This is a genomic window from Sphingomonas aliaeris (assembly GCF_016743815.1).
Taxonomy (GTDB): Bacteria; Pseudomonadota; Alphaproteobacteria; order Sphingomonadales; family Sphingomonadaceae; genus Sphingomonas; species Sphingomonas aliaeris.
This window is the reverse complement of sequence record NZ_CP061035.1, coordinates 822,398-839,171: the sequence shown is the minus strand read 5'-3', so window position 1 is coordinate 839,171 and position 16,774 is coordinate 822,398. Positions and strand designations below refer to the sequence as shown.

The 16,774-nt window shown below is 64.5% G+C and carries 17 protein-coding genes and 1 pseudogene; 6 read left to right on the top strand and 12 right to left on the bottom strand.

Annotation, left to right across the window (positions count from 1 at the left end; genetic code table 11):
- Window positions 1-10: 10 nt before the first annotated feature.
- The 6 genes from mdh to H5J25_RS03650 form a co-directional block, all read right to left on the bottom strand.
- The gene (gene mdh, locus H5J25_RS03675) at window positions 11-973 is read right to left on the bottom strand and encodes a malate dehydrogenase (RefSeq protein WP_202094799.1); all 963 of its coding nucleotides are present in this window, start codon (window positions 971-973) and stop codon (window positions 11-13) included.
- A gap of 89 nt (window positions 974-1,062) precedes the next feature.
- A complete protein-coding gene (gene zapE, locus H5J25_RS03670; protein WP_202094798.1) occupies window positions 1,063-2,184 on the bottom strand; it encodes a cell division protein ZapE in 1,122 nt (373 codons plus the stop codon).
- Window positions 2,185-2,208: 24 nt separating this feature from the next.
- On the bottom strand, window positions 2,209-2,676 hold the full coding sequence (locus H5J25_RS03665) for a PaaI family thioesterase (protein WP_202094797.1): 468 nt from the start codon (window positions 2,674-2,676) through the stop codon (window positions 2,209-2,211).
- A 93-nt stretch (window positions 2,677-2,769) separates the two neighbouring features.
- Window positions 2,770-3,558: a succinate dehydrogenase iron-sulfur subunit gene (locus H5J25_RS03660; RefSeq protein WP_202094796.1), complete on the bottom strand. Its 789-nt coding sequence runs from the start codon at window positions 3,556-3,558 to the stop codon at window positions 2,770-2,772.
- 87 nt (window positions 3,559-3,645) lie between these two features.
- Window positions 3,646-4,209, bottom strand: coding sequence for a ClpP family protease (locus tag H5J25_RS03655; protein WP_202094795.1), 564 nt, complete (start codon window positions 4,207-4,209; stop codon window positions 3,646-3,648).
- A gap of 450 nt (window positions 4,210-4,659) precedes the next feature.
- Window positions 4,660-5,685 (bottom strand): C13 family peptidase, encoded by a 1,026-nt coding sequence (locus H5J25_RS03650; RefSeq protein ID WP_225883327.1) that lies wholly within the window; start codon window positions 5,683-5,685, stop codon window positions 4,660-4,662.
- Window positions 5,686-5,876: 191 nt separating this feature from the next.
- Here H5J25_RS03650 and H5J25_RS03645 point away from each other — a divergent pair, with 191 nt between their 5' ends.
- Window positions 5,877-7,046 carry a carbohydrate porin gene (locus tag H5J25_RS03645; RefSeq protein ID WP_202094793.1) on the top strand — a complete coding sequence of 390 codons (1,170 nt, stop codon included), beginning with the start codon at window positions 5,877-5,879 and terminating at the stop codon, window positions 7,044-7,046.
- A gap of 28 nt (window positions 7,047-7,074) precedes the next feature.
- Here the strand turns inward: H5J25_RS03645 and sdhA are convergent, their stop codons facing one another.
- From sdhA to sdhC, 3 genes are read right to left on the bottom strand one after another with little or no spacing between them, the layout of a single operon-like run.
- Complete coding sequence (gene sdhA / locus H5J25_RS03640; RefSeq protein ID WP_202094792.1) at window positions 7,075-8,877, bottom strand: succinate dehydrogenase flavoprotein subunit; 1,803 nt, start codon at window positions 8,875-8,877, stop codon at window positions 7,075-7,077.
- Window positions 8,877-9,263, bottom strand: coding sequence for a succinate dehydrogenase, hydrophobic membrane anchor protein (gene sdhD, locus H5J25_RS03635; protein ID WP_202094791.1), 387 nt, complete (start codon window positions 9,261-9,263; stop codon window positions 8,877-8,879). The genes sdhA and sdhD overlap by 1 nt, the downstream gene beginning before the upstream one ends.
- Window positions 9,263-9,694 carry a succinate dehydrogenase, cytochrome b556 subunit gene (gene sdhC, locus H5J25_RS03630; RefSeq protein ID WP_202094790.1) on the bottom strand — a complete coding sequence of 144 codons (432 nt, stop codon included), beginning with the start codon at window positions 9,692-9,694 and terminating at the stop codon, window positions 9,263-9,265. The genes sdhD and sdhC overlap by 1 nt, the downstream gene beginning before the upstream one ends.
- A gap of 224 nt (window positions 9,695-9,918) precedes the next feature.
- Between sdhC and H5J25_RS03625 the strand changes: the two genes are divergently transcribed.
- From H5J25_RS03625 to H5J25_RS03610, 4 genes are all read left to right on the top strand, one after another.
- The gene (locus H5J25_RS03625) at window positions 9,919-11,262 is read left to right on the top strand and encodes a methyl-accepting chemotaxis protein (RefSeq protein ID WP_202095970.1); all 1,344 of its coding nucleotides are present in this window, start codon (window positions 9,919-9,921) and stop codon (window positions 11,260-11,262) included.
- A gap of 34 nt (window positions 11,263-11,296) precedes the next feature.
- Window positions 11,297-12,670, top strand: a complete 1,374-nt coding sequence (locus tag H5J25_RS03620) for a methyl-accepting chemotaxis protein (protein WP_202094789.1) — start codon at window positions 11,297-11,299, stop codon at window positions 12,668-12,670.
- Window positions 12,671-12,736: 66 nt separating this feature from the next.
- Window positions 12,737-13,441 carry an SDR family NAD(P)-dependent oxidoreductase gene (locus tag H5J25_RS03615; RefSeq protein ID WP_202094788.1) on the top strand — a complete coding sequence of 235 codons (705 nt, stop codon included), beginning with the start codon at window positions 12,737-12,739 and terminating at the stop codon, window positions 13,439-13,441.
- Window positions 13,431-14,378, top strand: coding sequence for a 50S ribosomal protein L11 methyltransferase (locus tag H5J25_RS03610; RefSeq protein WP_202094787.1), 948 nt, complete (start codon window positions 13,431-13,433; stop codon window positions 14,376-14,378). Before H5J25_RS03615 ends, H5J25_RS03610 begins: the two co-directional genes overlap by 11 nt.
- Window positions 14,379-14,396: 18 nt before the next feature.
- On the opposite strand, the gene H5J25_RS03605 is transcribed toward H5J25_RS03610, so the two are convergent.
- The 3 genes and pseudogenes from H5J25_RS03605 to phhA form a co-directional block, all read right to left on the bottom strand.
- On the bottom strand, window positions 14,397-14,663 hold the full coding sequence (locus tag H5J25_RS03605; protein ID WP_202094786.1) for a Txe/YoeB family addiction module toxin: 267 nt from the start codon (window positions 14,661-14,663) through the stop codon (window positions 14,397-14,399).
- Window positions 14,660-14,914, bottom strand: coding sequence for a type II toxin-antitoxin system Phd/YefM family antitoxin (locus H5J25_RS03600; RefSeq protein WP_202094785.1), 255 nt, complete (start codon window positions 14,912-14,914; stop codon window positions 14,660-14,662). Before H5J25_RS03600 ends, H5J25_RS03605 begins: the two co-directional genes overlap by 4 nt.
- Before the next feature lie 59 nt (window positions 14,915-14,973).
- Window positions 14,974-15,845, bottom strand: a pseudogene (phhA, locus tag H5J25_RS03595) (phenylalanine 4-monooxygenase).
- Between the two features lie 23 nt (window positions 15,846-15,868).
- Here phhA and H5J25_RS03590 point away from each other — a divergent pair.
- The gene (locus H5J25_RS03590; RefSeq protein WP_202094783.1) at window positions 15,869-16,603 is read left to right on the top strand and encodes an esterase/lipase family protein; all 735 of its coding nucleotides are present in this window, start codon (window positions 15,869-15,871) and stop codon (window positions 16,601-16,603) included.
- Window positions 16,604-16,774: the final 171 nt, after the last annotated feature.

The window sequence follows — 16,774 nt, the reverse complement described above, 5'->3', positions numbered from 1 at the left end:
CGTCAGAAGATTAGTTCAGCGAACCGTCGATCGCTTTGCACGCGACCAGCAATTCCTTGACCGCATCGACCGAAACGGTGAGGTTGCCCTTCGCTTCGTCGTCCAGCGCGATCTCGACGATCTGCTCGACGCCGCCCGCACCGATCACCACCGGAACACCGACGTACAGATTATCGATGCCGTACTGGCCGGTCAGGTGGGCGGCCGCAGGCAGGACACGCTTCTGGTCGTAGAGATAGGCTTCCGCCATCGCGATGCCGCTGGTCGCGGGAGCATAATAGGCCGAACCGGTCTTCAGCAGCGCGACGATCTCGCCACCGCCGCCGCGAGTGCGCTTGACGATCGCGTCGATCTTTTCCTGGCTCGACCTGCCCATCTCGATCAGATCGGGAACCGGGATGCCCGAGACGGTGGAATAGGAGATGACCGGGACCATCGTGTCGCCATGCCCGCCGAGCACGAAGCTGGTGACGTCCTTCACCGACACGTCGAATTCCTCGGCGAGGAAGTGGCTGAAGCGTGCCGAGTCGAGAACGCCGGCCATGCCGACCACCTTGTGATGCGGCAGGCCCGAAAATTCGCGCAGCGCCCAGACCATCGCGTCGAGCGGGTTGGTGATGCAGATGACGAACGCGTCGGGCGCGTTCGCGGCGATGCCTTCGCCGACCGCCTTCATGACCTTCAAGTTGATGCCGAGCAGATCGTCGCGGCTCATGCCCGGCTTGCGGGCGACACCGGCGGTGACGATGATGACGTCGGCGCCCGCGATATCGGCATAGTCGTTCGTGCCGGTGATCTTGCCCGAAAAGCCCTCGACCGGACCGCACTGGCTGAGATCCAGCGCCTTGCCCTGCGGCACGCCTTCGACCACGTCGAACAGGACGACATCACCCAAGTTCTTGAGAGCCGCGAGGTGCGCAAGCGTCCCGCCGATGTTACCGGCGCCGATCAGCGCGATCTTCTTGCGGGCCATCCAACGTCCTTTTCGATGTTTTCAAAGTTGCCGCGCCTTAGGCCTTTCGGGCGGAGGGGGCAACCGCTAATCCAACATAGTTATTGCGATTAGTTCGCAGTTGCAATAACGCCATGTCCAGCGGCGAGATACTCTTCCGACCGCATTTCCTCCAAGCGACTGACCGTGCGGTCGAATTCGAACCGGCCGTCGCCCGTTTCATAAAGCTGGTCGGGTTCGGCGTCCGCGGCGGCGAGCAATTTGACCTTATATTCATAGAGCGCGTCGATCAGACTCACGAAACGCGCGGCCTCGTTGCGTTTCTCAGGACCCAGTTTGGGGACGCCGACGAGGATCACGGTGTGAAACTTGCGCGCGATGGCGAGATAGTCCGCCGTGCCGCGATTGCTTTCGCACAAGCGTTTAAAGCTGAAGACCGCGACGCCCTTCAAGCTCTTGGGCACATGCAAGGTGCGCCCCTGGACGACGAGATCTTCGCTCGGCACATGCTCGCGATCCTCGACCGGAAAATCGGTCAGGCGGAAAAACGCGTCGGACAATTGCCGCGTCGCCTCCGGCCCGTTGGGGACGAGCCAGGTCGGCTGGTTGCCCAGGCGATCGCGCCGGTAATCGACCGGTCCGTTCAACGTCAGCACGTCGAGCCGGCTTTCCAGCAACGCGATGAAAGGCAGGAAATGTTCGCGGTTGAGCCCGTTCTTGTAAAGATCGGACGGGGCGCGATTCGACGTCGTGACGACCGTCACGCCGCGCGCCATCAATTCGGTGAACAGCCGCGACAGGATCATCGCGTCCGGGCTGTTCGTCACCATCATCTCGTCGAAGGCCAGCAAACGCGCCTCCTCCGCCAGCCCCGCCGCGACGGGCGGGATCGGATCGCCCAGTTCCTTGGCGCGCTCGGCCGCGATGCGCTGGTGAACCTCCAGCATGAATTCGCCGAAATGCACGCGGCGCTTGCGGTTGATGTCCAGGCACCCGAAAAACAGGTCCATCAGCATGGATTTGCCGCGCCCGACCCCGCCCCACATGTACAGGCCGCGCGGCGGTTCCGGCGTCTTGCCGAGCACTTTCCACAACAGGCTGCCGCGCTTCGGCGTCGCCTGCAACGCGGTCGCCAGCGCATCCAGCCGGTCGGCGGCGGCGGCCTGCTCGGGATCGGGCTTGAGTTCGCCGGACGCGATCAGCGCGTTATAACGGGCGAGAACCTTAGTCATGCATCATCCCCCGGATGCTGATAATCACGGCAGAGTCGGTGGCGTCGATTTCCGCAACGTACCGCTGAACCCGGCGATGGTGCCGACGTCCTCCTGAACGATCAGGCCGCGAAGGAAGAGCATGCGCTTCGTTTCGCGCAAGAGTTCGACCCGCGCCTCCAGCGGCACGCCGATCTTCCCGCCGCCGATGAATTGCGCCGACAGGTCGAGCGTCACCGCACCGCCCGCCGCGAGTACGCCCAGCCCGCGGGCAGCCGCAAACAGCGCGACATCCATGAACCCCAGCAGCGCGCCGCCATGCACCTGATTACGCATGTTCGAATGCTGGTGCAGCGGATGCATCCGCACGCGCGCAACACCGTCCTCCACGCGGACCAGCAGCGGTTCCAGGAAGCCGTTGAACCGGGTGGGATCGCGGAACCGCCAGTTCTTCCAGCCGGGTTCTGTCGGTTCGTCTTCGTAAGTGAAGGCGGGTGCCGGGGCGTCAGGCATTCGAGGACCCTTCGCTGCGAGCGCGTTTACGACGCGATGGCGACCGGGCCGCGAAGTCCGGCCCGGCCCGCAACGAACTATCAGCCGACAAGATCAGACGACCCGTTCGACTTCCATCTTCTTGATCTCGGCAATCGCCTTGGCCGGGTTCAACCCCTTGGGGCAGACGTTCGCGCAGTTCATGATCGTGTGGCAGCGATACAGGCGGAACGGATCCTCCAGCTCGTCCAGACGATCCCCGGTCATTTCGTCACGGCTGTCGGCGAGCCAGCGATAGGCCTGCAACAGGATCGCCGGGCCGAGGAACTTGTCGCTGTTCCACCAATAGCTGGGGCACGACGTCGAGCAGCATGCGCACAGGATGCATTCGTACAGGCCGTCCAGCTTCTCGCGGTCCTCCGGCGATTGCAGGCGCTCCTTGCCCGAGGGCGGCGGCGTGACGGTCTGCAACCACGGCTTGATCGAGGAATATTGCGCGTAGAAGTGCGTGAAATCCGGAACGAGATCCTTGATCACTTCCATGTGCGGCAGCGGCGTAATCGTCACGTCGCCCTTCACGTCCTCGATCGCCGTCGTGCAGGCGAGCCCGTTGCGACCGTCGATGTTCATCGAGCACGAACCGCAGATACCCTCACGGCACGAGCGGCGGAAGGTGAGCGACGAATCCTGTTCGGACTTCATCTTGATCAGCGCGTCGAGCACCATCGGGCCGCAATTCTCGGTATCGATCTCGAACGTGTCGTAGCGCGGATTCTCACCGCTATCTGGGTCGTACCGATAGACCTTGAAGTTCTTGATCGATTTCGCGTCCGCAGGCGCTTTATGGACCCGCGCGCCCTTCTTCGTGATTTGACTGTTCTTCGGCAGGGCAAACTCGGCCATCTGATCTGGTCCCTTGGCGGATCGCGTGTTGCGGTTCGGCTATGCCTTTCGCAGGCGCAGCGCAACCCCGCTTAGTGCCACGTGGGCTCAGATGACGTCGAGTACAAGGCCCAGATCGCGGGCTTCCTCTGCCTCGATATACCAGTTGCTCGGCGCCTTCTCGCGCAGGTCCTCGAAATCGACCTGGCTGTCCTTCACGATCGCGCGGAAGCCTTCCTCCTCGATCAGGATCGAATGCTCGACCTCGTGCAACGCCGCCTTGATCGACGCGACGACCATCCGCAGCGGACCGTTGAGGTTGATCGTCTTCTGGATCGTGCGCTCGTGGATCATCAGTCTCGTGTGCCGCGTCAGGAACCGCCGATCGACGGGGAACGCCGCCATGAACGTCGCGCCCGCCGAATAGACCGCGACCTTGCCAAGGAACAGGATCTCGCGTCCGTCATGATCTTCCAGCAAGCGGATATCGTCCGCCATCGTCCGCGCGACCTCCGGATCGCCGCCGAGGGTGGTGAGTGCGATGACGATCGTGCCACTGTCGGGACATTCGTCCAGCTGCTGTCGGAAGCTGGTGTACATGAACTGGTCCACCGGCCCGGACAGGCGGATATGTGGCTTGGCGAGAAGCGGATAGCGTGTTTCTTTGGACATGCGGCTGGGAACTGTTGCAGCGCAGCGAGGTTCCGGGGGACGGGAAAGAAAGCGTGGTTCGGGTGAGCGACGACGGTGATGCGCGACGCCTCTCTCCAACCGTTCGTTTCGAGCGTGGTCGATAAACTCCGGCTCGGTCCCGATGGCTGTTTCTCGACTTCGCTCGAAACGAACGGAGATAGGGATACCGTCCGCCACCGGTGGGACGCAGGAGCGCCGGCCAGCGGACGAACCCACTCCCACCCGTTCGTCCTGAGCTTGTCGAAGGGCGGGTAGAGCGGGCAGGTGCTTCGACAGGCTCAGCACGAACGGCTGGGGTTAGGCTCGGCACGAACGGCCGGATTTGGGCTCAGCATGAACGGATGGGGTTAGGCTCAGCACGACCGGCTGAGGTTGGGCTCGGCACGAACGGCTGGGCTTAGGCTCAGCACGAACGGAGTCGGGTGGGCCTTACCTCCCCTCCAGCAAAGACACAGCCGGCTTCCCCACCGGCGCGGTCACGTCCTTCGGCCGACGCCGGTCCAGCGCGTCCAGCCACAGGGCGGTGTTGGCCCCGATCGAGACTTGCGGCCGTGAGGGCGTCAGGTTGCCGCGCGCTTCCCATTCGCCGATCAGGCGGGTCGCCTCGGTGCCCGCGGCCGTGATGTCCTGCGGCTTGCGCAGCGCGTGGTTGATCAGCGCGTCGCCGAAGAAGGTCCAGTCGCTGTCCGCCTGGCAACCGAACGACGTGCGGTCGTCGGACGAGGCGGTGATGACCACGCTGTCGACGTTGGACAGCAACGGAACGAACACCCCGGAATAACAGGCGCTGACCAGCACCATGCGCCGCGCGATGCCGAGCTGCCCGAGCATCGTCCACAGACGCTGCGGCGAGATCATGCCGTATCCGTGATCGCCGTCATTATAGACGATGCCCATTGGGGCACCGTGGCTGGTCGTGTAGAGGATCAGCACGTCCTCGGATTTGTCCATCACCTCAGCGACGCGCGCGAGGGCGGCGGCGATATTCTCTGGGGCGCCGCGGGGCAGCGTGCTGTCGGCGCTTCCGTCGGTTCCGGCGAGGACGATCGTACGACCGGCGGCGTCGTAGCGGCGCGACAGGACCTTGCCCGCCTCCCGCGCCTCGCGGCCGAATACCGGATCGCTGTCCAGCGCGACCGCAACGACATAGGCATCGACGACGCCCTTGCGTTGGGGCTGCACGGCGGAGAGCGTGCGATCGAGGCGGCGATGTTCGGCCAAGGTCCAGGCCGGATCGCGATCCCGTTCCGACGTCAGCCCCATGTCGGACAGGATCGCCGCCTGATCCGGCGTTATGTTGCCGAAGAACGGAGGCCCCTGCGTATGTTCGGCAGGCTGATAGCGCTGCGCCGCCGCGCCGGCCGCGAGCAGCACGGCGAGGCCGAGCAGCCATTTCGCCACAAACGCATTCCGGCCCATCTTCACCCCCGTCCCGCACGATCTTTGATCGCGCACGGAGGAGTGTCAACGCCGCTGGGGCATATCGCGCGATATGTCCCGGAACGCCGGTTCCCGTCGGTACCGCATAGAACTGGCGCGGGCACGGGCGTGCGGGAAGAGCGACCGCACCGGAATCATTTTGATCCTGTAACGACCGGCTGCGGAGGACCCTGCCTATGATTGCAGGGGATGCGCGAGGGACGGCCATGAAAAACACTCGCTTATTGTGTTCGGTCGTCTCCGCGATGCCGTTCGCAATGGGTGCCGATGCCGCGGCACAGGTCGAGACGCCCACAATCGACGTTCAGGCGACCTATCAACTGGACGGTGTCGCCATTTCGGAGAAAGGCGCGGGGGAGCAGATATACGGTCTCGACAATCTGAGCCTGACGGCGACGATCGACCTGGACCGGCTGATCGGTATCGGCGGAATGACCGGTCATATCCACGTGCTCAACAATCTCGGCGGCAATCCGAACAACCGCGCGGAGACGCTTCAGGGCATCGACAATATCGAGGTCGGCAGCCAGCGCCTGCGCCTGCTGGAGGCGTGGATCGAACAGAGGATCGGGGACCGCACGACCGTGCGGGCCGGCCTGTACGATCTGAACAGCGAATTCTATTCCAATGAAGCCGCCAGTCTGCTGATCGCACCGGCGTTCGGGGTCGGATCAGAAATTGCGGCGACCGGGCCGAACGGGCTTTCGATCTTTCCGTCCACGGCCTTGTCGGTACGCGTCGACCGCCGCATCGGCAATTCCGGCTATGGGCGTATCGCGGTGCTGAACGCCAATGCGGGTACGATCGGCGACGCACAGGGAGTGAATCTGACGTTCGACGATGGCGCACTGCTGATCGGGGAGGCGGGGCTGGAGCGCGGTGGCAAGATCGCGGTCGGTGCATGGACGTATACGCGGCGGCAGGACGACGTGCGCGATGTGGACGGCGACGGGCGTCCGGTCCCCCGCAAAGCGCACGGGGCTTACCTTTTGGGCGAACTGCCGCTGATCGCGTCGGACTCCGGGCGGGCGGTCGCGGCCTTCGCGCGGATCGGCGTTTCCGATGGCAAGACAACGTCGTTCAGCGGCGGGTGGCAGGCCGGGCTGTCGATGCAGCGCACCTTTGCCGGGCGCGCGGACAGCACGGTTTCGATCGGATTGAACCAGGCCTATCTATCGCGCCGCTATCGCGCCAACCGGTCGGACGCGGGGATCGATACCGTCGGCGCGGAAACGGCGTTCGAAATCACCTATTCGGACCGCGTCCACCGGCATCTGCTCGTCCAGCCCGACTTTCAGATCGTGCTGCATCCGGCGGGCGAGCGCGCGCGCAAGCCGCTGCTGGTCGGCGGCTTGCGCATGACGGTGGAGATGTGAGGCCCCTCGCAGGGCGCCATCGCCAGAATCAGTAAACCCGCTTCTTCGGCTTGATATACTCGACCTCGTCGGTCAGCGTATATTCGTGGACCGGGCGGAAGCCGAGCGTCGTCGTACCGCCCTTGCCGCCCCAACCGTCGAAAGTCGCCGTGGTGTGCTTCATCCAGTTGGCGTCGTCGCGATCCGGGAAATCCTCGTGCATGTGTGCGCCGCGCGATTCCTTTCGGTTGGCGGCGCCCTTGATCGTCACGACACCCTGGCCGATGAGATTGTCGAGTTCCATCGTCTCGACCAGATCGGTGTTCCAGATCAACGAGCGATCCTGGATTCCGACATCCTCCATGCTCTTGTAGATCGCGTCCATCTTGGTGACGCCTTCGTCGAGCAACGCGGTGTCGCGGAACACGGCGCAATGCTTCTGCATAGTCTTCTGCATCTCCGCACGGATCCGCGCGGTCGGCGTACCGCCCTTCGCGTTGCGGAAATGGTCGAGCCGTTCCAGCGCGAGATCCGCCGAGTCCTTCGGCAGCGGATTGTGCGGGGTGTTGGGCTTCAACGTGTCCTTCAGGCGCAGGCCGGTCGCGCGGCCGAACACCACCAGATCGATCAGCGAGTTCGAGCCCAGGCGGTTGGCGCCGTGGACCGAGACGCAGGCCGCTTCGCCCACCGCGAACAGGCCGGGGACGACCGAGTCCGGATCGCCATCCTTCAACTGCACGACTTCGCCGTGGAAGTTGGTCGGGATGCCGCCCATATTGTAGTGCACGGTCGGCGTGACCGGCAGCGGCTGGCGCGTCAGATCGACATTGGCGAAGATCTTGCCCGTTTCGGTGATGCCGGGCAGGCGTTCGTGCAACACCTTCGGATCGATATGATCGAGGTGCAGGTAGATATGGTCCTTGTCCTTGCCGACGCCGCGCCCCTCGCGCATTTCCGCGGCCATCGAGCGCGCGACCACGTCGCGCGATGCCAGATCCTTGGCCGACGGAGCGTAGCGCTCCATGAAGCGCTCGCCCTCGGAATTGGTCAGGTATCCGCCCTCGCCGCGCGCACCCTCGGTGATGAGGACGCCCGCGCCGTAGATGCCGGTCGGGTGGAACTGGACGAATTCCATGTCCTGCAGCGGCAGGCCCGCGCGCAGTACCATGCCGTTGCCGTCTCCGGTGCAGGTGTGCGCCGACGTTGCCGACTGGTACACGCGCCCGCCGCCACCGGTCGCCAGAACGACGGCATGGCTGCGAAAGCGGTGGATCGATCCGTCTTCCATGCACAGGGCGATGACGCCGCGGCACTTGCCGTTTTCCATGATCAGGTCGAGCGCAAAATATTCGACGTAGAAGTCGGCGTCATACTTCAGGCTCTGCTGGTACAAAGCGTGCAGCATCGCATGGCCGGTACGATCGGCGGCGGCGCAGGTACGCTGGACCGGAGGGCCTTCACCCATATTCTGCATGTGCCCGCCGAACGGACGCTGGTAGATCGTGCCTTCCGGATTGCGGCTGAACGGCACGCCGGCATGTTCGAGTTCGTAAACCGCGGCCGGTGCCTCGCGCACCATATATTCGATCGCGTCCTGGTCGCCCAGCCAGTCCGATCCCTTGACGGTATCGAACATGTGCCACGTCCAGTGATCGGGCGAGTTGTTGCCCAGGCTGGCCGCGATGCCGCCCTGTGCGGCGACGGTGTGGCTGCGCGTCGGGAACACCTTGGTGATGCAGGCCGTCTTCAGCCCGCTTTCGGCGATGCCCATCGTCGCGCGCAGGCCGGATCCGCCGGCACCAACGACGACGGCGTCGTAGACATGGTCGATGATCTTATAGGCTTCAGCCATTACTTTGGCACCCCGGTGAAAGCGATCCGGAGGATCGAGAAGATCGCGGCCGCGGCGACGGCGGCGGTGAAGAAGTTGAGCAGGACCATCAGGATCACGCGCTGCGACCCGTGCTGGTAATCCTCGATCACGACCTGAAGGCCGAGCCGGAAGTGATAGCAGATCGACCCGATCAGCAGCACCAGCGGCACCGCGACCCAGGCGGAGGAGACCCACAGGCGGACGGTTTCGTAGTCATAGGCGTTCAAGCGTGCGACCGCGATCATGAACCACAGCATCAGGAACAGGTTGCTGCCCGCGGTCAGGCGCTGGTGCCACCAGTGATGCGCGCCTTCCTTGGCGCTGCCCAGGCCGCGAACGCGACCGAGTTCGGTACCCGTGCCCATCAGAGCTTCCCCATCATCAGATATGCCCAGAACAGGATCGTCGCGGTGGCGGACGCGGCGAAGGTCAGCCACGCGCTCATCCGGTTGCTCTTCAGTTCGTAATTCGCGCCGACGTCCAGGAAGAAGTGGCGGATGCCGCTCGCCATGTGCTGGAACAGCGACCAGGTCAGCCCGATCCCGATCAGATAGCCGAGCGCGTTCAACCGGCCATCGGCATAGGTGAACACGTCGACGAACACCGCATACGCTTCGGGGCCCGTCGCGAGCGCCGCGAGCCACCAGACCAGCAATGTCGCGCCGACCGTCGCCATTCCGCTGCCCAGGGCGCGGTGGATGATCGATACGACCATGTTGATCGGCCATTTGACGTGCATCAGATGCGGCGAAATGGGTCGGTTCGAAGCTTTGGTGGCCAAGGGGCTAGTCCTCATGCGGGCCCAAGGACGGGCATGGCGCCGTATTAGTCGGCGTACCGTGCGATGCAAGCGTTGCAGTGCACAACCGATCCAACGCGCGGATGTGCCCTTCTATCCCGACACGCGCATCACGGTCCTAACGGCCCCTTAACCAAATCGCGTTAGCCACGACCCATGCCGCTCGAAAAAGCGGCCCGGTCGCGTTCACAATGGAGTTTCAACCCTTGGTCATCACCGATATGCCCGTACCCGGATCGATCGCGGCGACCATAGATATTAGGGCGCGACTTCGTGCCTTCGACTTCGACAGCACGCTGGCCGAAGCCGCTCGCAACGTCTGGGCCATCATCGAGCCGGATGCGACCGCCGTGGCGAAGGCGTTCTGGGACCAGTGGAAGCGGGCCAGCCCCGGTGCGCGCGAATGGCATGCGCACGAGGAAGCCAAGATGCTCGAACTGGGCGTATCCTATCTTCGCAACCGCTTCTGCGACGTGACGGGCGTCGCGTGGATCGAATCCATGGAACGGTCCACCGCATCGGGGTATGCCGCCGGCGTATCGACGATGGCGCTGCTGTCGATGACCTGCGCCAGCGATCGCGCAGCGCTCGAAATCCTGTTGAAGCGGTGCAAGTTCGACGATCCGGCGCTGCCCGTGATGATCGACACGCTGATGCGCCTGTCCGCGCTGGAGGGTGAGATCACCGTCGAGATCTACAGCGCGTTCAGCCAGCATACCGCACGCCGCGAGCGAGACGCGCTGGCCGGCGACTTCCGCGAAGGCATCGCCCGGATGGTCGAGGACGCGACCGAGGAAAGCGCGGTCCTGCGGGGGCAATCGCTGCGCACCTCCAACTCCGCCCGCGGCATGCTGGGCAAGACATCCGAAGTCGCCGCGGCCGCCGAACAATCCGCGGTCGCGATGCGCGAGGCGGCACACACCGCCGCCGGCCTGATCCGCGCGATCGAGGACGCCCGGACCGAAGTGGAGGCCGCTCGCGAAATCGCTACCCGCGCCTCCACCCAAGCGGGCGTCGCTGTCGGCATGTCCGAAGCGCTGTCGGACCATGCGAAATCGATCGAGTCGATCCTGGGCCTGATCCGCGACATCGCCGGACAGACGAACCTGCTCGCGCTGAACGCGACGATCGAGGCGGCACGCGCCGGGGACGCAGGACGCGGCTTTGCCGTCGTCGCGCAGGAAGTGAAGAGCCTGGCCAACCAGACGGCACGAGCAACCGACGATATCGCGGCGAAGATCGCTGCCATCCAATCCGCCACCCGGTCGACCGTCGAGACCAACGCCAGCATCAAGGCGACGGTCACCGAGGTGCAGGAAAGCGCGAACCGCATTCGCTTCGCGATGGAAGCACAAGCGCAGACCGTCACTGCCATCACCGCCGCGGTGGACGAGACCGCACTCGCTGCCGACTCGATGTCCAATACGATCGCCGCGATCCGCGAGGATACCGAAAGCGTCGCGTCGGAGATCGATCTGGTCGGCCAGGGCTTCGATTCGCTCGAGGGACGGCTCGGTACGCTGAAGAACAGCGCCGGGGAATTCGTGACGAAGGTTGCTGCGTAAAGCTGCCCGAGTCCGGTGATATAGGATGATGGGAATGCAAAAATCCGGGTCTATACCCAATCCTGCCGGTTGGAGCGGCGCCGCCCGATCCCCGGCGGACCGCGTCGGCATTTATGACTGGGACGATTGCATCCGCCCCGGTTGCGCCGATATTTCGGAATTGATCGCCGGGTCCGAAGACGCGATCGCGACGGCCTTCTGGGACTATTACATCGCCCTGCCGATGACCGAACACCTCCGCCCGTTTTTCAACGAGGGGCAGCGGCTGAAGCGTTGTGCGCAAAGCGCGGAATATACCCGACTGAAATATCAGGATCCGTTTGGCGAGCGCTGGATCGCGCTGGCGTGCGGCCACGCCAAAGAAGCATATGAAACGGGCGCGCCCCTGCCCGCCCTGCTATCATCGCTCAGCTATGCGCATGATCGCACGCTCCAGATCATCGCCGGAAAGATCGGGGACGATTACGATCGCCGGCGCAGGATCGCCAAGGCTATCCAGCGCATGGCACTGGTCGAATCCGAGGTGATGGCAACGCATCTTGGCAAGTGCGACGCAGAACGAAGTCAGGAGGCACGACGCGAGCAGTCGAACCGCTTCAGCGAAAGCATCGCGCAATCGATCGAGGGGACCGCAACACTCGGCACGCGCATTCGCGGGCAGGCCCGTGGCACGTCGGCCTCGACGCGCGGCATGCTGGGCAAGACCTCCGAAGTCGCCGCCGCCGCCGAACAATCCGCCGTCGCGATGCGCGAAGCGGCGCAGACTTCCGCCGGGCTGATCAGCGCGATCGAGGATGCCCGCCGCGAAGTGGAGGCGGCCACCAGCATCGCCACGCGCGCCGCCGGGCAGGCACAGGACGCAGTCGGCATGTCCGAAGCGCTTTCCGACCATGCGAAATCGATCGAATCGATCCTGGGCCTGATCCGCGACATTGCCGGACAGACCAACCTGCTCGCGCTGAACGCCACGATCGAGGCGGCACGCGCCGGCGATGCGGGACGTGGCTTTGCCGTCGTCGCGCAGGAAGTGAAGAGCCTGGCCAACCAGACGGCGCGGGCGACGGACGACATCGCCGCGAAGATCGCCGCGATCCAGTCCGCCACCCGGTCGACCGTCGAAACCAATGCCAGCATCAAGGCGACCGTCACCGAAGTTCAGGAGAGCGCGACGCGGATTCGATACGCGATGGAGGCGCAGGCACAGACCGTCACCGCGATCACCGCCGCGGTGGACGAAACCGCGCTTGCCGCCGATTCCATGTCCAATACGATCGCGGCCATTCGCGAGGACACGGAAAGCGTCGCATCCGAGATCGATACGCTGGAACACGACTTCGCCGAAGTGAACGAGCGGCTGGAGACGCTGAAAGGCGCCGCCGACCGTTTCTCGCAAGACGCCGCGATGTAAGGCCGATCCGCCGTTCCGAACGCGTCGGGGGTGACGAGGCACCCCACGAACGGATAGGGAGGCGAGATGATCCATATTCTCCTGACCGGCAGCAGCCGCGGCATCGGTGCGGCGATCGCCGAGGCGCTCGATCGTCCCGACATCCGCGTGATCGGCCACGGTACCGCGAGCGGTATCCCGGCCGACTTCGCCCAACCCGGCGCGCCACAAGCGCTGTGGACTGAGGCGCTCGATCGGCTGGACGGCCGGATCGACGTGTTGATCAACAATGCCGGCGTCTTCGAAGCCAATCCGGTCGACCGTCCGCATGACGAATGGGTCGCGGATTGGGAGCGGACGATGCGCATCAACCTGACCGCCAGCGCCGAACTGTGCCGCCTCGCCGTGGCGCATTTCCAGCAGCGTGCGGGCGGCAAGGGCGGGCGGATCGTCAACATCGCGAGCCGCGCCGCCTATCGCGGCGATTCGCCGGCGCACTGGCATTATGCCGCGTCCAAGGCGGGGATGGTCGCGATGACGAAGAGCATCGCCCGGGGATATGCCGCGCAGAACATCCTCGCCTTCGCGATCTGCCCCGGTTTCACGATGACGGGGATGGCCGAGGATTATCTGGAGAGCCGCGGCGGCGACAAATTGCTCGCCGACATCCCGCTGGGTCGCGTCGCGCAGCCCGAAGAGGTGGCCATCGCGGCGCGGTTTCTGGCGCTGGAGGCTCCGCCATCGATGACCGGCGGCGTGATCGACGTGAACGGAGCAAGCTATGTCCGCTGACATCATCGACAGCTGGAAGACCACCCTGCCCTGCACCCGTGCCGAGGCGGAGGCGATCGACGCGGCGGACGATCTTGCGATCGATGCGGTCATCATGACGACCGAGACCGTTGAGGACGATGTCGAGACGTGGCGGCTCGACGCTTATACCGAGCATGAGCCGGGTCCGGATATGATCGCCGCGTTGAAGGCGCTGGTCCCGAGCGCCGCCGATATCGCGCCGCAGGTCGAGGCGCTGACGCCCGCCGACTGGGTCGCGATGAGCCAGGCCGGGCTGGAGCCGATCTGCGAGGGGCGCTTCGTCGTGCATACCAGCGCGCATCCGGTCGATCCGCCGCCCGGCGGCCGCGCGTTCCTGATCGACGCGGGCAACGCCTTCGGGACGGGGCATCACGCGACGACCAGCGGATGCCTTGCGATGCTCGACGGGCTGGCGGATCGCACGTTCGCCAACGTCATCGATGTCGGCACCGGCACGGGTCTGCTCGCCTTCGCCGCCGCGCATCTGTGGCCGGATGCCGCGATCATCGCGACCGATATCGACCCCGCCGCGGTCGAGGTTACCCGTGAGAATGCGGTGGAGAACGGCGTTCCGGGCATCGCACTGGTCACGGCCGACGGTGCGCTGGACGATGCGATCACGGCGCGCGCACCGTACGATCTGGTCATCGCCAACATCCTGGCCGGGCCGCTGGTGTCGATGGCGCCGGAACTTGCCGCAATTTCCGGCCCGAACGCGGTGATCGTCCTCGCCGGGCTGCTGGAGACACAGCGGCAGGCGGTGGTCGATGCCTTTGCCGAGTGTGGCGTGACGCTGGATGCGGTCGACCGTCGCGGCGACTGGACGATCCTGCGGCTGGCCGCGGGGGCCGAACGCTACATGCCGAGCAGGCCGTTCGATCCCAAGGGGCGAGACGGCTGGGCGCTGGATATCTGATTCAATCGCCTGCCTAGATCAGTAATGGAAGCGGCATTGCGCGATCTCGAGTTGCTGATCGGGGGACTTGCCGGACACACGATAGACCAGGCGATCCGCCCGGGTGATACGGCGTGACCACCAGCCCGCCAGATCGCCTTTCAGCGGTTCGGGTTTGCCGGTTCCCTTGAACGGCGTTCGTCGGGTTTCCACGATCAGCGCGTTCAATTTCGCGAAGACCTTCGGATCGGCATCGATCCAATATCGATATTGGTCCCAGGCGAGATCCGAGAAGACGAGCTTCAAGGTTCGATCAGCGTCCGCTCTGTGCCACCCCCGGCATCGAGCTGGGCGATCGAGGCACGCAGCGCGCCGGCATTGGCCGGCGTGGAAATGAGGTACATCGTTTCCCGGATGGAATTCCATTCATCCAGCGACATCATCACGACCGGCTTGCCGTTCTTCCGCGTTACGATGACCTCCTCATGGTCATCGACCACACGGTCCATAACGTCCTTTAGATTGGCCCTGGCGTCCGTATAGTTCACCACCTGCATCCGCCGTCTCCGCTGCCAAAACGTAATATGTACGCTTAACGGTACAGCTTCAATAGATTTCACCCAACAGCCTTGCCGTTCGCATAGTCCTGCGTGCCATGGGTGATCACTTCGTCGCCCGGCTCGATCTGCGCGACCGGGATATCCGGCTGGGCCTTCAATTCCTCGTATAGCGGGGCGAAATCGGTTTCGACGGTCAGGCGCAGCAGTTCGTCGAAGCTGGGGATGACGAAATAGTTCTGCTGGAAATCGTCGATCCGATATTCGGTACGCATCACCCGGGCCAGGTCGAGGACGATGCGGTTGGGGCTGGGATCGTCCAGCGCGAAGCGGCTTTCGGCGAAGCTGGAGACGATGCCCGACCCGTAGATGCGCAGGCCCTCCGGCTCCGCGATCAGGCCGAATTCGACGGTATACCAGTACAGGCGGCCGAGATATTTGAGCGCATCCAGCCCCAGCGCCCGCTGACCGCCGCGGCCATAAGCGGCGAGATAGTCCGCGAAGACCGGATCGGCGAGCATGGGTACGTGGCCGAACACGTCATGGAACACGTCCGGTTCCTGCAGATAATCGAGCTGATCGGGCCGGCGGATGAAGTTGCCGGCGACGAAGCGGCGATTGGCCATGTGATCGAAGAACACGTCGTCGGGCACCAGCCCGGGCACGGCGACGACCTGCCAGCCGGTCAGCTTCATCAGCCGTTCGCTCAATTCCTCGAAATCGGGAATGCCGGGCTTGCTGAGCTTGAGCACGTCCAGCCCGCGCAGCCAGGCATTGGAGGCGCGACCGGGCAGCAGCTTGGCCTGCCGTTCGAACAACGTGTCCCAGGTCGCATGATCCTCGGCGGTGTAATGGGACCAATCCTGCGGGATCGTCCAGTCGGTGGTGGCGCCCGCCGGGGGCTGTCCAGAACATGCGTATCGTCGGTCATCGAAATGCCATATCACAGGCACCATGCCGCAGGAAACGGGTGCGCCGTCCGATCTCTCGCTTTTACCGCCGTCCAAACTGCTTTGGGCGATGGAACTGCCACGTGCCTTTGCCGGCGTGCCGCAGCTGATCGCCGCGCGCCGACGGTTGATGGCGATGCCGCGCGGTGACGGGCGACCGGTGATGCTGTTGCCCGGGCTGGTAAATTCGGACCGGTCGAACGTGGTGCTGCGGCGCTATCTGAATGCGCTTGGCTATCGCGCCGAGGGCTGGGGACTGGGACGTAACTTCGGCGGCAAGGCGATCGGCGCGGAGGGCGAGATGCTGTTCGAGCGGATCCGCCGCCTGCATGCGGAGACGGGGGAGCAAGTGACGCTGATCGGCGTCAGCCTGGGCGGGATCATGGCGCGGCTGGCGGCGCACCGCGTGACGGATGCGGTGCGCGAGGTCATCACGATCAGTTCGCCTTATGCGGGCCATCCGCATGCTACCAATGTGTGGCGGGTGTTCGAGTTCGTCAGCGGCGAGAAGGTGGATGCGGATACCGTCGTGCGGCACCGCGCGGAAGTCCTTGCCCCCCTGCCCGTCCCGGCCACCGCGATCTGGAGCCGCAGCGATGGACTGGTCAACGGCATGATCTGTCGCGTCGAGAACGAACCCGGCTGCCGCGCGATCGAGGTCCGCAGCAGCCATTTGTGGGTCCAGATGCGCGCCGAAGTGCTGGAAGCGGTGGCGGGCGTGCTGGACGGGGTGCGGTAGCGGCGGGCCAGGCCGAAGTTCACACAAGGTCACACGGTATCGGGTGTTTCGCCGGCCACCGTCGCGGCGCGTCAGATCACGTTCGGGTCATGTCAAAGATCGGGGGTTGCCCGTGGCTTGCCGCCTAGCACAAACCGGCATGTGTAGGACATAGGCGGCGTTTAGAGCAGG

Bases quoted from the DNA above. Each gene is read 5' to 3' on its own strand.
- mdh (WP_202094799.1), bottom strand. From the start codon at position 973: ATGGCCCGCAAGAAGATCGCGCTGATCGGCGCCGGTAACATCGGCGGG.
- zapE (WP_202094798.1), bottom strand. From the start codon at position 2,184: ATGACTAAGGTTCTCGCCCGTTATAACGCGCTGATCGCGTCCGGCGAA.
- H5J25_RS03665 (WP_202094797.1), bottom strand. From the start codon at position 2,676: ATGCCTGACGCCCCGGCACCCGCCTTCACTTACGAAGACGAACCGACA.
- H5J25_RS03660 (WP_202094796.1), bottom strand. From the start codon at position 3,558: ATGGCCGAGTTTGCCCTGCCGAAGAACAGTCAAATCACGAAGAAGGGC.
- H5J25_RS03655 (WP_202094795.1), bottom strand. From the start codon at position 4,209: ATGTCCAAAGAAACACGCTATCCGCTTCTCGCCAAGCCACATATCCGC.
- H5J25_RS03645 (WP_202094793.1), top strand. From the start codon at position 5,877: ATGAAAAACACTCGCTTATTGTGTTCGGTCGTCTCCGCGATGCCGTTC.
- sdhA (WP_202094792.1), bottom strand. From the start codon at position 8,877: ATGGCTGAAGCCTATAAGATCATCGACCATGTCTACGACGCCGTCGTC.
- sdhD (WP_202094791.1), bottom strand. From the start codon at position 9,263: ATGGGCACGGGTACCGAACTCGGTCGCGTTCGCGGCCTGGGCAGCGCC.
- sdhC (WP_202094790.1), bottom strand. From the start codon at position 9,694: ATGAGGACTAGCCCCTTGGCCACCAAAGCTTCGAACCGACCCATTTCG.
- H5J25_RS03625 (WP_202095970.1), top strand. From the start codon at position 9,919: ATGCCCGTACCCGGATCGATCGCGGCGACCATAGATATTAGGGCGCGA.
- H5J25_RS03620 (WP_202094789.1), top strand. From the start codon at position 11,297: ATGCAAAAATCCGGGTCTATACCCAATCCTGCCGGTTGGAGCGGCGCC.
- H5J25_RS03615 (WP_202094788.1), top strand. From the start codon at position 12,737: ATGATCCATATTCTCCTGACCGGCAGCAGCCGCGGCATCGGTGCGGCG.
- H5J25_RS03610 (WP_202094787.1), top strand. From the start codon at position 13,431: ATGTCCGCTGACATCATCGACAGCTGGAAGACCACCCTGCCCTGCACC.
- H5J25_RS03600 (WP_202094785.1), bottom strand. From the start codon at position 14,914: ATGCAGGTGGTGAACTATACGGACGCCAGGGCCAATCTAAAGGACGTT.
- H5J25_RS03590 (WP_202094783.1), top strand. From the start codon at position 15,869: ATGCCGCAGGAAACGGGTGCGCCGTCCGATCTCTCGCTTTTACCGCCG.